The 12,742-nt window shown below is 65.9% G+C and carries 13 protein-coding genes and 2 tRNA genes; 4 read left to right on the top strand and 11 right to left on the bottom strand.

Going from position 1 to position 12,742, the window contains the following annotated elements; genetic code table 11:
- Nucleotides 1–23: 23 nt before the first annotated feature.
- The 4 genes from OVA11_RS09665 to OVA11_RS09650 all read right to left on the bottom strand — a co-directional run bounded on the left by OVA11_RS09665 (nucleotide 24) and on the right by OVA11_RS09650 (nucleotide 5,681).
- On the bottom strand, nucleotides 24–2,744 hold the full coding sequence (locus OVA11_RS09665; RefSeq protein WP_268067192.1) for a valine--tRNA ligase: 2,721 nt from the start codon (nucleotides 2,742–2,744) through the stop codon (nucleotides 24–26).
- Nucleotides 2,745–2,870: 126 nt separating this feature from the next.
- Nucleotides 2,871–3,404 carry a pole-organizing protein PopZ gene (gene popZ, locus OVA11_RS09660; protein WP_268067191.1) on the bottom strand — a complete coding sequence of 178 codons (534 nt, stop codon included), beginning with the start codon at nucleotides 3,402–3,404 and terminating at the stop codon, nucleotides 2,871–2,873.
- Between the two features lie 128 nt (nucleotides 3,405–3,532).
- A complete protein-coding gene (locus OVA11_RS09655) occupies nucleotides 3,533–4,984 on the bottom strand; it encodes a TolC family outer membrane protein (RefSeq protein ID WP_268067190.1) in 1,452 nt (483 codons plus the stop codon).
- Between the two features lie 124 nt (nucleotides 4,985–5,108).
- Complete coding sequence (locus OVA11_RS09650; protein WP_010919194.1) at nucleotides 5,109–5,681, bottom strand: protein-L-isoaspartate O-methyltransferase family protein; 573 nt, start codon at nucleotides 5,679–5,681, stop codon at nucleotides 5,109–5,111.
- A gap of 294 nt (nucleotides 5,682–5,975) precedes the next feature.
- Here OVA11_RS09650 and OVA11_RS09645 point away from each other — a divergent pair, with 294 nt between their 5' ends.
- The gene (locus tag OVA11_RS09645) at nucleotides 5,976–6,122 is read left to right on the top strand and encodes a hypothetical protein (protein WP_024265699.1); all 147 of its coding nucleotides are present in this window, start codon (nucleotides 5,976–5,978) and stop codon (nucleotides 6,120–6,122) included.
- A 32-nt stretch (nucleotides 6,123–6,154) separates the two neighbouring features.
- Here OVA11_RS09645 and OVA11_RS09640 read toward each other — a convergent pair.
- From OVA11_RS09640 to OVA11_RS09630, 3 genes are all read right to left on the bottom strand, one after another.
- A tRNA-Asn gene (locus OVA11_RS09640) sits at nucleotides 6,155–6,229 on the bottom strand.
- A 135-nt stretch (nucleotides 6,230–6,364) separates the two neighbouring features.
- Nucleotides 6,365–6,439, bottom strand: a tRNA-Asn gene (locus OVA11_RS09635).
- A gap of 218 nt (nucleotides 6,440–6,657) precedes the next feature.
- On the bottom strand, nucleotides 6,658–7,362 hold the full coding sequence (locus tag OVA11_RS09630; RefSeq protein ID WP_268067189.1) for a glutathione S-transferase N-terminal domain-containing protein: 705 nt from the start codon (nucleotides 7,360–7,362) through the stop codon (nucleotides 6,658–6,660).
- A 164-nt stretch (nucleotides 7,363–7,526) separates the two neighbouring features.
- Between OVA11_RS09630 and OVA11_RS09625 the strand changes: the two genes are divergently transcribed.
- The gene (locus tag OVA11_RS09625; RefSeq protein WP_268067188.1) at nucleotides 7,527–7,922 is read left to right on the top strand and encodes a hypothetical protein; all 396 of its coding nucleotides are present in this window, start codon (nucleotides 7,527–7,529) and stop codon (nucleotides 7,920–7,922) included.
- A gap of 1 nt (nucleotide 7,923) precedes the next feature.
- On the opposite strand, the gene OVA11_RS09620 is transcribed toward OVA11_RS09625, so the two are convergent.
- Genes OVA11_RS09620 through OVA11_RS09610 form a run of 3 tightly spaced genes read right to left on the bottom strand, consistent with a single transcriptional unit; the run spans nucleotide 7,924 to nucleotide 11,087 of the window.
- Nucleotides 7,924–8,361 carry a VOC family protein gene (locus OVA11_RS09620; RefSeq protein ID WP_268067187.1) on the bottom strand — a complete coding sequence of 146 codons (438 nt, stop codon included), beginning with the start codon at nucleotides 8,359–8,361 and terminating at the stop codon, nucleotides 7,924–7,926.
- A gap of 60 nt (nucleotides 8,362–8,421) precedes the next feature.
- On the bottom strand, nucleotides 8,422–10,353 hold the full coding sequence (locus tag OVA11_RS09615) for an ABCB family ABC transporter ATP-binding protein/permease (RefSeq protein WP_268067186.1): 1,932 nt from the start codon (nucleotides 10,351–10,353) through the stop codon (nucleotides 8,422–8,424).
- Nucleotides 10,281–11,087 (bottom strand): hypothetical protein, encoded by an 807-nt coding sequence (locus OVA11_RS09610; protein ID WP_268067185.1) that lies wholly within the window; start codon nucleotides 11,085–11,087, stop codon nucleotides 10,281–10,283. The genes OVA11_RS09615 and OVA11_RS09610 overlap by 73 nt, the downstream gene beginning before the upstream one ends.
- A gap of 72 nt (nucleotides 11,088–11,159) precedes the next feature.
- Between OVA11_RS09610 and OVA11_RS09605 the strand changes: the two genes are divergently transcribed.
- Both OVA11_RS09605 and OVA11_RS09600 read left to right on the top strand, forming a co-directional pair.
- Nucleotides 11,160–11,768 (top strand): TIGR00730 family Rossman fold protein, encoded by a 609-nt coding sequence (locus OVA11_RS09605; protein ID WP_268067184.1) that lies wholly within the window; start codon nucleotides 11,160–11,162, stop codon nucleotides 11,766–11,768.
- A 101-nt stretch (nucleotides 11,769–11,869) separates the two neighbouring features.
- On the top strand, nucleotides 11,870–12,178 hold the full coding sequence (locus OVA11_RS09600) for a CC_3452 family protein (RefSeq protein WP_096032955.1): 309 nt from the start codon (nucleotides 11,870–11,872) through the stop codon (nucleotides 12,176–12,178).
- 75 nt (nucleotides 12,179–12,253) lie between these two features.
- Here the strand turns inward: OVA11_RS09600 and OVA11_RS09595 are convergent, their stop codons facing one another.
- Nucleotides 12,254–12,391, bottom strand: coding sequence for a hypothetical protein (locus OVA11_RS09595; protein ID WP_268068933.1), 138 nt, complete (start codon nucleotides 12,389–12,391; stop codon nucleotides 12,254–12,256).
- Between the last annotated feature and the right edge of the window lie 351 nt (nucleotides 12,392–12,742).

Here is a 12,742-nt window from a genome sequence, read left to right as displayed (position 1 = left end):
TGGCTCCTTGATCGAGCGTCCGGTTAGCCGACCGATTCCAGGCGGCTCAAGGCCGCTTCAAGCTTGGCCTTGGCGGCTTCCGCCTCAGCCAGACGCTCGCGGTTCTCTTCGACCACCTCCTCCTTGGCGCGCGCCAGGAAGTCGGGATTGCCGAGCTTCTTGTTGACCTTCTCGATCTCGCCGGCGTGGCCGGCGATGTCCTTGGTCAGGCGCGCCTTTTCGGCGGCGATGTCAATGAACTCGGCCACGCCCAGGGCGCCGGTCGCTTCGCCCATCACCACCGGCGCAGAGCCGGCCGGCGCAGCGTCGGCTTCACGGACGCTGTCGAGGCGCGCCAGGGTCAGCAGCAGGTCGCGGTGACGGGCCAGACGGGCCTTGGTCTCAGCGCCGGCGCCGACGACGCTGAGCGCCGGCTTGGCCGACGGCGGCACGTTCATCTCGGCGCGGATCGAGCGGATCTCGCCCACGGTCTCGACCAGCCAGCCGATCTCAGCCTCGGCCTCGGCGTCGATCCAGTCGGCGGGAAGCTCGGGCCACTTCGCCGAGATCAGCATGGACTCGCGGGCCGGGCCGAACTCGGCCGTCTTCTCCCACAGCTCCTCGGTGATGAACGGCATCACCGGGTGCAGGAGCTTGAGGATCACATCCAGCGCCCAGGCCGCCGTGGCGCGGGTCTCGGCCTTGGCGGCGGCGTCATCGCCGTTCAGGATCGGCTTGGCCAGCTCCAGGTACCAGTCGCAGAACACGTTCCAGACAAAGCGATAGAGCGCGCTCGCCGCCTCGTCGAACGACGGGGATTCCAGGGCCTTGGTGACCTCGGCGACGGTCTTGACCGTCTCGCCGCGGATCCACTTGTTGATCGGCTGCTCCACCGTCGCGGGATCGAAGCCCTCGACGCGGACGCACTCGTTCATCTGAGCAAAGCGCGAGGCGTTCCACAGCTTGGTGCCGAAGTTGCGATAGCCCTCGATCCGCTGCTTGGAGAGCTTGATGTCGCGCGCCTGGCCCGACATCGCCGTCAGGGTGAAGCGCACCGCGTCGCAGCCCAGTTCATCGATCAGGATCAGCGGATCCATCACGTTGCCCTTGGACTTGCTCATCTTGGCGCCCTTCTCGTCGCGGACGAGGGCGTTGATGAACACCTGCTTGAACGGGGCCTCACCCATGAAATGTATGCCCATCATCATCATCCGGGCGACCCAGAAGAAAATGATGTCAAAGCCCGTGACCAGGGTGCTGGTCGGGTAGAAACGCTCCAGGTCCGAGGTTTTCTCGGGCCAGCCCAGGGTCGAGAACGGCCAAAGCGCCGAGCTGAACCAGGTGTCGAGGACGTCTTCGTCCTGGGTCAGCTGGACGTCAGCGCCGAACTGCGCGCGCGCGGCGGCGTAGGCGGCCTCCTCACTTTCCTCGACGAAGATCGAGCCTTCCGGCCCGAACCACGCCGGGATGCGGTGCCCCCACCAGAGTTGGCGCGAGACGCACCAGGGCTCGATGTTACGCAGCCATTCGAAGTAGGTCTTTTCCCAGTGCTTGGGTTCGAAGACCGTCTCGCCGGTCTCGACGGCCTTCAGCGCCGGCTGGGCCAGGGTCTTGGCGTCGACGTACCACTGGTCGGTCAGGAAGGGCTCGATGACCACACCCGAACGGTCGCCGTGCGGGACCATGTGCTTGGTCTTCTCGATCTCCTTCAGCCAACCCTCTTCCTCGGCGCGGGCGACGATGGCCTTGCGCGCGACGAAGCGGTCCATGCCGACATACTCGGCCGGAACGGCCTCGTTCAGCTTGGCCTCGACCGTCAGGATGTTGATGGCTTCCAGCCCCGCGCGCTTGCCGACGCCGAAGTCGTTGAAGTCATGGGCGGGCGTGATCTTCACCGCGCCCGAGCCCTTGGTCGGGTCGGCGTAGTCGTCGGCGACGATCGGAATGCGACGGCCGACGATCGGCAGGGTCACGAACTTGCCGACCAGACCCTTGTAGCGCTCGTCGTCGGGGTGAACCGCGACGCCGGTGTCACCCAGCATGGTCTCAGGCCGCGTGGTCGCGACGACGATATAGTCACGGGTCTCGTACTCGGTCGGCTTGCCGTCCTCGTCGAAGGCGATCGGATGCTGGTAGGTGACGCCATCGGCCAGCGGATAGGCGAAGTGCCAGTAGGCGCCGTCGACCTCCTTCTGCTCGACCTCGAGGTCGGAGATGGCGGTCTGGAACTGCGGATCCCAGTTCACCAGGCGCTTGTCGCGATAGAGCAGGCCCTGCTTGTAGAGCTGGACGAACACCTTGCGAACGGCGGCCGACAGGCCCTCGTCCAGGGTGAAGCGCTCGCGCGACCAGTCGCACGAGGCGCCCAGGCGGCGCAGCTGGTTGGTGATGGCCCCGCCGCTCTCGGCCTTCCATTCCCAGACCTTGTCGACGAAGGCCTCGCGCCCCATGTCGCGGCGACCGACATTGCCGGCGGCGGCCAGCTGGCGCTCGACGACCATCTGGGTGGCGATGCCTGCGTGATCGGTGCCCGGCAGCCACAGGGCCGCCTTGCCACGCATGCGATGGAAGCGCGTCAGCACGTCCTGCAGCGTGTTGTTCAGCGCGTGGCCGATGTGCAGCGAGCCCGTCACGTTCGGCGGCGGGATCACGATCACGAACGACTCGGCGTTCGCATCGTCGCTGGGCTTGAAGGCCCCGGAGGCCTCCCAGGCGGCGTACAGGCGGGGTTCGACGGATTGGGGATCGAAGGTTTTTTCGAGCATGGCGGAGCGGATATGCCATCTGCGGCCCGCCCGGGAAACCGGCGGGCCTAGGTTTTCTGAAGGATTGCGCAACGAAAAAGGCGGCCGCCGCAGCGACCGCCTCGATTTTCCGACGGTTCGGAAGTTTTAGGCGCCGCGTCCTCGAGAGATACGCTGCACTTCTTCCTCGACCTTGGTCTCGACGATGCGCGGCAGGTTCTGGTCCAGCCACTCCTTGAGCAGCGGGCGCAGCAGCTCGCGTACGACGTCTTCCAGCGTCCGACCGTCCTTGGGCATCAGCAGGGCCGAGCTCAGGCTGCCGAAGGCGCTCGCAGCTGCCGAAGCGGCCGAAACGCCGACCAGTTGGTCGGCGACTTCGTCGCGATCAAACACCGGAGCCGCTGGCGGCGGCGTATAAGCCGGTTCCGGCTCAGGTTCCGGCGGGGAATAGACATCGATGTCGCCGACAGTCTCCAGCGGCGGCAGCTCGGGCTCGGGCGCGATCGGATCGGTCAGCTCCAGAACGTCGTCGTCGAACGACACCGGTTCAGGTTCGGGCTCCGGCGGCGGCGGGGGCGCCGCTTCGGCCGCAGGCTCCGCCGGCGCGTCATCCTCCGAGATGATGCGTCGAATGGAGGCGAGGATTTCCTCCATTGTAGGTTCTTGAGACTGATCGGACATGTGCGGGGCCGTCGTAAAGAGGTACGAATCCTTGCGCGCCTTGGGGCGCGCTTAGCCGCGATGGTGCAGACTTACGCGTGTTAAGCAAGCGCAAGTCCGCGCCTGGGCGGAATCGACGCGGATCAAACCTACTTCGAGCCGCTCGGGGGCTTGGTGGAAGTCGCGCCGACGCTGTCGATCGCCTGCACCACCGGCTCCCACGGCACCCAACCCACGCCGCGCGTCACGCGGTTGTAGGAGGTTTTCGGGTCATAGGCGGCGGTGTTGGAGGCGAGCTTCGTCACCTCCAGTTGGCCCATGGCCTGCAAGACCACGGCGGAAGCCAGGTATTCGTCGCGACGGGCCGAAACCAGCGCCAGCTCGGCGTTGGACAGCTCCAACTGAGCGTTCAGAACGTCCAGCGTCGTCCGCAGGCCGACCTGTTGCTCTTGACGCACGCCTTCGAAAGCGATGCGGGTCGCTCGAACCTGCTCCTCGTTGGCGACCAGACCAGCGCGCGACGCCAGCAGATTGCTCCACGCGTTCGAGACTTGCTGGATCGCGGTGCGCTTGGCGCCTTCGACGGCGCTGCGCGCGGCGTTCTCGCGTTCATTGGCCGCCCGGACCTGCGACGTGGTCAAGCCGCCGGCGAAAAGCGGGATCGAGGCCGTGATCGCGCCCGAGACGGTACGCGAATAGTCGTCAAACTGGCTGCCGACGCCAGAACGACGCGTCGCATCGTAACCGAGCGAAGCGCGCGCCGAGACCGTCGGACGATAGCCCGCCTTGGCGACGGCGACACGCGCGGCGGCCGCCTCTTCATTGAACTTCGCCGAGGTCACGCCAGGATTGTTCGTCTGGGCGGCCTCGAAAGCCTGGTCGACGCTGGCGGGCAGCAGCCCGGCCAAGCTCGGCTCGGGAGCCAGTTCGCCGGGCGTTTGACCGACCACCGCAGCGTAGGACGCGCGGCTGACTTCCAACTGGGCCTGGGCGGCCGACAGGCTGGCCTTGGCCGAAGCCAAGCGCGCCTGAGACTGGGCGACGTCCGTCCGGGTGATCTCACCCACGTCGAAGCGAGCGTTCGATTCTTCGAGCTGGCGCTGCAGAACCGCGACGTTTTCCTTGGCGATGCGCAGGCGTTCCTGGTCGCGACGCACGTCGACATAGGCCTGGACGACGCTGACCAGCACCCCCTGCTCGACCGCGCGAAGACCTTCCCGCGCCGACAGCACGTCGGCTTCCGCGGCGCTGACGCCCGCGCTGGCGCGACCACCGGTGTAGAGCGGCTGGGTGATCGAGAGCGCCGCGCTGCTGCCAGAGAGCTTCACATCCGCGCCGGCGCCGGCCGGATTGGTGTTGGCCCCCGTGATATCGGCGGTGGCGCCCACGGTCGGGCGGAAGCCGGTCTTGGCCTGCACCACGCCTTCGTCGGTGATGCGGGCGCTGGCGCGCTGTTGCTGCAGCGTCGGATTGGTCTGATAGGCGAGCGCGATCGCATCGGCGAGAGTCTCGGCGTTCGCGACGGAGAAGGACCCGGCCAGAAGACCAGCGCTGCAAGCGGCGGCCAGCAACCCGGCCCGTCGACGGTTCGACATCAACATTCTATCCCCAATCACGCGAAGCTCGCGCCGGCCACAATATGATCGCGTGTAAGTCGCTCCGCCAGTCGTCGCCAGTTAAGCTTTTTTCACGCAAACGTTGCGACGGTCCATCGGGCCCAGATCGTCAGAAGCTGAAACCCGTCTCAGCCTCGAAGCCGGCGAGCAGCGGCGGCGAAGCGTCGAACGCGGCGCGACGGCCAACGCCGTCCTCGGCGCGCAGATAAATCGCGGCGCGACCGACAGGACCCGTACGCTCGACAACGCCCAGGCGACCGCCGTGAGCCAAGGCGTCCTGCCAGCTCTTGGGCGCGACGGCGACGGCGCCTTCGCAGACGATGACATCGTAGGCGCCGGCGGGGACCGTCTTCAGGTCTTCGCCATCGTGGCGCGTGACCGAAAGACCCATCTTCTCCAGGACGGCGGCCGCATAGGGCGCAGCGATGGCCAGGACGGTCTCACCTTCGCGCGGCTTCAGCGCTTGCAGCAGCTTGCCGACCTCACGCGGCCGCAGAAGCCAGCGACCGGGGGCGTACTCGATGTCGGCGTCAGCATAGGCCAGATAGGCCTTCGAGGCCGGCACGACGCTCTCGCGCGCCACGACGCGCAGCGCGTCCTGCAGCGGCAGGTCGGTCACGTCGGCGGTGCGAATCTGGCTCTCGACCATGTTCAGCCGCGCGGCGGCGAAGTCGGTGCTCATGGAATCCCTCGAAGGACTGAACTTTCGAGCAGGCTTATAGGTCCGCCCATCATCTAAACGCAATGCGATCCCCGGGCTCATCGCTGCGAAGCCCGCGTACGCAAGGCTGGAAATGCATCACAGCGCGCGAAGCGCAGACACGTAAAGGTCGATTCTCGGGCGCGAGATCTCGTCCGCCCGTCTTGTCATCGAAGCTTGGTTGATCAGCGCTATGCGAGATTGGATAAGGGTTCGTCGTCGACAAGATCGATGACGGGGGAAATCGCTCGTAGCACGACGAATTGGGGTTCTGTCATGCATGGTGCGCCGATGGTGATCGCCCTCGCGCTGGTCGCTCTTGTGCTGATCTACTTCCTGCCGTGGATCGACGAAAAGCTGAAGCGCGCTTACGGCCGATGGCGTCGCAAGCGGCGTGAGAGACGGCAACAACGAATGCGATGAATTCCGCGCCCGTACGGGCGAGTTCGGGCGAGTGGCTCCGCGGGTAGGATTCGAACCTACGACCAGCCGGTTAACAGCCGGCTGCTCTACCACTGAGCTACCGCGGAACAGGTCGCTCTCGAAAGAGCGGGCGTGATAGCCGCCTCGCCGAGTCGACGCAAGACAACAAAATGCGCCCAAGCACGCGATTTCGCACGCCCCGTAAGGCGGTCGATAAGGCGATGGTTTCGGGAAGGTGAGAGTGGCTCCGCGGGTAGGATTCGAACCTACGACCAGCCGGTTAACAGCCGGCTGCTCTACCACTGAGCTACCGCGGAACAGGTCGCTCTCAGAAGAGGCCGCGTGATAGCCGCCCCATGGCGCCGATGCAAGCGCCTTGTTCCAAAAAAAGCAGCCCGGCTTTGCGGCCGGGCTGTGGAAGTCAGTGATGGTGGGTGCCTTCAAAGAAGACACGCTAAAAATCCGCCCCTTATGGTTAACGGCCCCTTAATTCTTAACGGCCGAACCAAAAGGTCGCAGGCGCGGAACGTCTTCGTCAGGCGCGCGCGGGACTCTGAAGGCCGCGCTGGACGGCCGGGCGCGCAAGTCCCGCTTCGAGCCATCGCGGCACATGCTGCAGATCTGCGTAGCCGACAAGGTCGCCGGCCTCATAGGAGCCCACCAAGTTCCGCACCCAGCCGAGGGTGGCGATATCAGCGATGGTGTAGGTCTCACCCATCAGCCACGAGCGGTCGGCCAGCCGCCCCTCAAGCACGCCGAGCAGCCGCTTGGACTCAGCGACATAGCGCTGCAGGGGGCGCTTATCCTCGTACTCGCGCCCGGCGAACTTATGAAAGAAGCCAAGCTGTCCGAACATCGGGCCAATCGCGGCCATCTGGAAGAACACCCACTGAAGCGCTTCATACCGTGCTGCGGGGGCGGACGGGAGGAACTGGCCGGTCTTTTCCGCGAGGTAGACAAGGATCGCCCCGCTCTCGAACAGCGCGATCGGCTTCCCCTCCGGCCCGTTGGGATCGATGATCGCCGGGATCTTGCCGTTAGGATTCAGCGACAAGTACTCCGCGCTCCAGGTCTCATTCTGGCCTATATCGATCAGATGCGGCTCATAGGGCAGCGCAGTCTCCTCCAGCATGATGGAGACCTTCACGCCATTCGGCGTCGGCAGCGAGTAGAGCTGGATTTGCTCGGGCTGTTGAGCAGGCCAGCGCCGCGTGATCGGAAAAGCGGATAGGTCGGGCATGGATACCTCTTGGGAGAGCACGAGCGCGCCGAACCCATCTGGCGATCCGCTGAGGGCTTTTCCAGAGCACCTCAGAACGGGGACAACAGCATCAGTCGCCTTTGACCCAAGAGCGAACATCGCTATCCGAGCAGAAGGACACGCTCGGGGGGGCGCGATTCAGTATGACGACGACGGACGATCATTGGCCGATTACGCTGCAGCGCGTGGCCGGCGCCCTGGATTTCGAGCTCGCGGGCGCCGGTCGCGACCGGCTTGAGATGAGAGCCAAGAGCCGGGGCGACACCAGCCGGCTGCCGGCGCTGGTGACCCTGGCCATGCAAGCCGCGCTGGAGGTGGACCGCCGAGTGGCGGCGTCTGAGCATGAGCCCCCGGTCGACCGGAAGGCGATACTGGCGCGCAAAGACCTCTCGCGCGCAATGACAGAGGGCGCCCACAGCATGCTCCTGACCGGCTACGCCACGGCCTACAGGCTTGAGCTCGCGCGCATCCTGTGGGCGGCAATCGCCGACGCCCCGCGCCGACGCCTTGAGGAATTGGTCGGCGCCGGCGTCTCCTGATCTACCAGGCGCCGACGTTCGGCATCGAGACCCAGGGCTCGGCCGGCGGCAGATCACCGTCCTGAAGCAGTTCGATCGAGATGTTGTCCGGCGAGCGCACGAAGGCCATGTGGCCGTCGCGCGGCGGGCGGTTGATCGTAACGCCCATGTCCATCAGGCGCTGACAGGTCTCGTAGATATTGTCGACACGGTAAGCCAGGTGGCCGAAGTTGCGGCCGCCACCGTACTCTTCATCATCCCAGTTGTAGGTCAGTTCGACCAGAGGCGCCTTGCGCGCCTTGGCCAGTTCGACGTCCTCGGGCGCAGCGAGAAAGACTAGGGTGAAGCGACCCTTCTCGTTCTCCGCGCGATACATCTCCTGCAGTCCAAGCCCCTCACAGTAGAACCGCAGCGAGGCGTCGAGATCGCGGACGCGGATCATCGTGTGCAGGTAACGCATGGCGGATCTCCTGAAAGGCGGCTCACGCCGATATAGGCACAGCCCCGCGTGGGGCAAACCCTAAACCGGCTCGCGGTCCCGCGTCTGGCGACGCCAGAGCGCGGCGTACTCGCCGCCGGCCGCCAACAAGACCTCATGGCGACCGCGCTCGACGATCTTGCCCCGGCGCAGTACGACGATCTCGTCAGCGTCGGCGATGGTCGACAGCCGATGCGCGACGACCAGGGTCGTTCGCCCCGCCCTCGCCTTGCGCAAGGTCGCCTGGATGGCGGCTTCGGTGCGGCTGTCGAGCGCGCTGGTCGCTTCGTCCAGGATCAGCACTCGCGGCTCCGCCAGCAGAGCGCGCGCGATCCCGACACGCTGTCGCTCGCCGCCCGACAGCTTCAGACCGCGCTCTCCGACCTTTGTCGCCATGCCTTCGGGTAGGCTGCGAATAAAGTCACCCAGTTCCGCCGCCTCGGCGGCCGCCCAGACCTCGGTTTCCCCCACCTCGGGCCGTGCGAAGGCGATGTTCGCCGCCAGGGTATCGTTGAAGAGGGCCACGTCCTGCGGCACCAGGGCAACGGCCCGGCGAAGCGAGCTCTGCTTCAACGCCCTCAGGTCATAGCCGTCCAGCGTCACCCGCCCCGACTGAGGATCGATCATCCGCAGGGCCAGCCGCACCAGGGTGGTCTTGCCCGCGCCCGAGGGACCCACGATGGCCACCGTCGAGCCCGGCGCGACGGTCAGCGACACTTCGCTCAGCCCCTCGGACCGCGCGCTGTGGCGGAAAGAGACCGCTTCGAACGCCACCGCCCCGCCTCTCTGGTCGGCGCACGGCGGCAGGTCCTGGGCGTCCGGAGCGTCGGCCACGTCGGCGGCCTGCCGACGCAGGTCGAGCATCGCCTCCATATCGATCAGCGACTGGCGAATTTCGCGGTAGGCGAAGCCCAGGATGTTCAGCGGCGCGTAGAGATTGATCAGGATCAGTACGGCCGCCGTGACGTCGCCGGGTCCCATGCGCCCGTGCGCGGCCTCGGATCCGGCCAGCACGGCCATCACGCCCAAGCCCACACTCATCACGCCCGACTGAACGAGATTCAGGAGATTGAGCGACTGGATCGCCTTGATGTTTGCGCGTCCATAGGTGTCCAGCGCGCGCTCGTAGCTGGCGACCGCCCTCGCCTCCCCACCGAACGATTTCACGGTCTCGTAGTTCAGAAGCGCATCGACCGCGCGGCCGGCGGCCTCGGCGTCAGCTTCATTGAGGGCCCGACGGTGGCCGATCCGCCAGTCCGAGATGGCGAACGTGACGTAGCCGTAGATTGCGACCGTCACCAAAGCCACAGCGGCGAACCGCCAGTCGTAGGCCTTGGCCAGCACCACGGCGGCGAGGATCAACTCGATCCCGGTGGGGGCGAGGTTGAACACCAGACCTCGCAGCAGAAAATCCATCGACCGCGCGCCACGATCGATAACCCGCGAGAGCGAGCCGGTCCGCTTGGACTGATGAAAATCGATCGACAGCGACAGGGCGTGCGCGAAGGTCTCGACCGCAGCGCGGGTCTGGGCCGCCTGGGCGACCGGCGTGAAGATCGTGTCTCGCGCCTGTGGCGCCGCCGCCGAGATAAACCGCACCAGCGCCCAGCCGATTGCCAGACTCGCGAACGCCAGGGTGACCGTCACCGCAACGCCCTGGCCGACAGAGAGCTGGTTCACCGCCTGACCCAGCATCAACGGCGCCAGAACGCCGAGCACCTTGCCGGTGAGCGTCAAAAGCAAGGCGATGGTCAGACGCCAGCGTAGCCCCGGCGCCTGGGAACGCAGCACCAGTTGGAGCAGGTCGCTCATCGCCTTCCAGAAGCGGATCGGCTGGTCGGCCTTAGCGATCGCGCCGGCGACCGCCTCGCGCCCAGGAGACGGCGGGCCGCCCAGCCCTCTCATCGCCCATCCCTTCGGATCAGCAAAGTGGTCTGTACGCCGCCGCCTGGCGTCACCCAGTCGATGCGCCAACCGGTCGGAACGCGCTCGGCGCGCACGGGACCAGAGTTCAGGGCCAAGGGCGGCGTGGCCGCGATCGTCACCTGATCCTCGCCCCCTTCGCCTCCGATCTGAATGTCGTGAGGGCCGCGGGACATCGGATCCTTCATCGCAATAGAGAAGCGGCCGTTGTCATCGGCGCGCCCCCCGCCGCTGACGACCCGGTCAATCCGGACATTGAGGCCCGCGCCCGGCGCAGCGACTCCCGACACCACCGCGCCGCCCGCCCTGTCGATATCGACCGCCAAGATCCGGGGCGCGCTGGACGCGGGAGCGAGGCGCCATGCGCCCGCGCCAGCCCGCAACAAGGCCACCTGCCCCTCTTCCGAGACCAACACGTAGCCTTCCGCCTGCACAGTCCGGCCATCACGGGTCATGGAAAGGCCGAACAATCGAACGCCAGGCTGGATGGGAACGGCCACGCTCCATCGCCCCTCGGGGTCCGCCTTGCCCAGCACGACCTCACCGTCTGGAGAGCCCAACCGGATATCAGCCTCAGGCAGCGCAGCGCCCACCAAGGTCACGCGGCCGCCCGCGCGCTGCACGTTTTCCAGCGCTGGAGGCGGGAGATAGCCGGCCTCGGCGCTATCGATCTTCTCCGTGCGCTTCGGGTCGCCCTGTCCGCCCGGGTCGCAAGCCGTCAACAGCGTCGCCGCGGCGACGACAAGGATCGATGGCTTGAAACCCCGGGAGCGAATCCTGATCATGCGGCCTCAAATAGGAACGAACCGGTGGCGCGCGATCCCCGCGCGCCATTGTCTTTTGTGGAGTGGACGACGATGTCCGACGAGTCCAGGCGCCTGAGCGCCGTCTGCGTCTATTGCGGCTCATCGAACGACGCCGATCCTAGCTACATCGCAGCCGCCTTCAGTATCGGCGAAAGCTTCGCCAAGGCAGGCCTGAAGCTCGTCTACGGCGGCGGCGGCGTCGGCCTGATGGGCGCCACCGCCCGAGGTGCTCACACGGCCGGCGGCGCGGTGCTGGGGATCATTCCAAGCTTCCTGCGCGGCCGCGAACAGCCTTTCGACGACGTAGAGACCGTCGTCGTCGACAACATGCACGAACGCAAGATGATGATGTTCGAGCGGTCCGACGCCTTTGTCGTGCTGCCCGGCGGCATCGGCACCCTAGAAGAAATCGTCGAACTGCTATCTTGGCGCCGTTTAGATCTTCACCAGAAGCCGATTGTGTTCCATAACCCCGGCGGTTTCTGGGATCCGCTGTTCGCCCTGATCCGTCACACGATTGATCAAGGGCTCACCCCACCCGATCTGGCGAACGCCTGGCGCGCGGTTGAGCGGGCTGAGGACGTCACCCCAGCCCTTCTGGCCTGGGATGCAGAAATCTACCAATCGGGCGCGCCAGACACGCTTCGGCGCTTGACTTAGTTTTCAAAGAAAACGAACTATGCCGGAAGGTGCGCGACGTTCCCGATCGCGCGCTCATGCGTCGGAACTCCCATCCGGCGCGGGGATAGGAGACTGTAGGAATGCGTACCGCTATTTTCGCGGGCCTGTTGGCCTGCGCGCTCGTCACGCCGGCGTTCGCCGCCGACACCGAAAGCGCATCACTCAAGCTGAAGACCCCGGCCACGAGCGAGTCGTTCATCCACGACGGTTCGGCTTGGCGCTGCACGGGCGATGTCTGCACCACCACCAAGGCGCGCTCGCTGCCGGCCGCCCGCGCCTGCCGCAAGCTGGCCGCCCAGGTCGGCGAACTGACTGCGTTCACCTATCGCGGCGCAGCGATCGAAGGCGACGCCCTGACCGACTGCAACACGGCCGCCAAGAAGGGCTGAGACCCTCTCTGAAGGCGACGATGCAAAGGCCTCCGCCTCTCCGGCGGAGGCCTTTTTTGTATCGCGAAAGCCGGCCTATTTGCGCCCCGACTTCGACGACGGGGATTTGGTCGGCTTCGAACTCTGCCGACCACCGACCAGCATGCCGCCCAAGAGGGCGAACGACAGCATCGCGTGGTTCATTTTCGATACGTTCATGGCGGCGTCTCCCAGATAGTGCCGTGAGGACCAGGAGACGCGCGCGGCTTACAGGGGCTCTCCCCCTCCTAGTCGTCAGCGCGTCGTTGGGAAGAATGCGCTCAATAGGCGTCTCCGCAATCGAATTTCATCCGTATAAAGACCATGTCCGCATGCGGATGAGTCGTCGCCAGACGCCTGAAACGACGTCCGCTTTTAATCCGTAGACGGCCTATATAGGCGCACGCCATGTAATGCTTGGCGGGCGATGAAACCCGCGTCGGCTGATCCTGAGGCGAATGGTTCAGGAGCATGGCGCATGAAAAAGCCGCCCGCGTCGCCATGACGCAGGCGGCTTCAACACTTGAACCTGTTGGTCCGTAGACG

It is taken from the genome of Caulobacter sp. SL161, from assembly GCF_026672375.1.
Taxonomy (GTDB): domain Bacteria; phylum Pseudomonadota; class Alphaproteobacteria; order Caulobacterales; family Caulobacteraceae; genus Caulobacter.
This window is presented reverse-complemented; position numbering and strand designations above follow the sequence as displayed.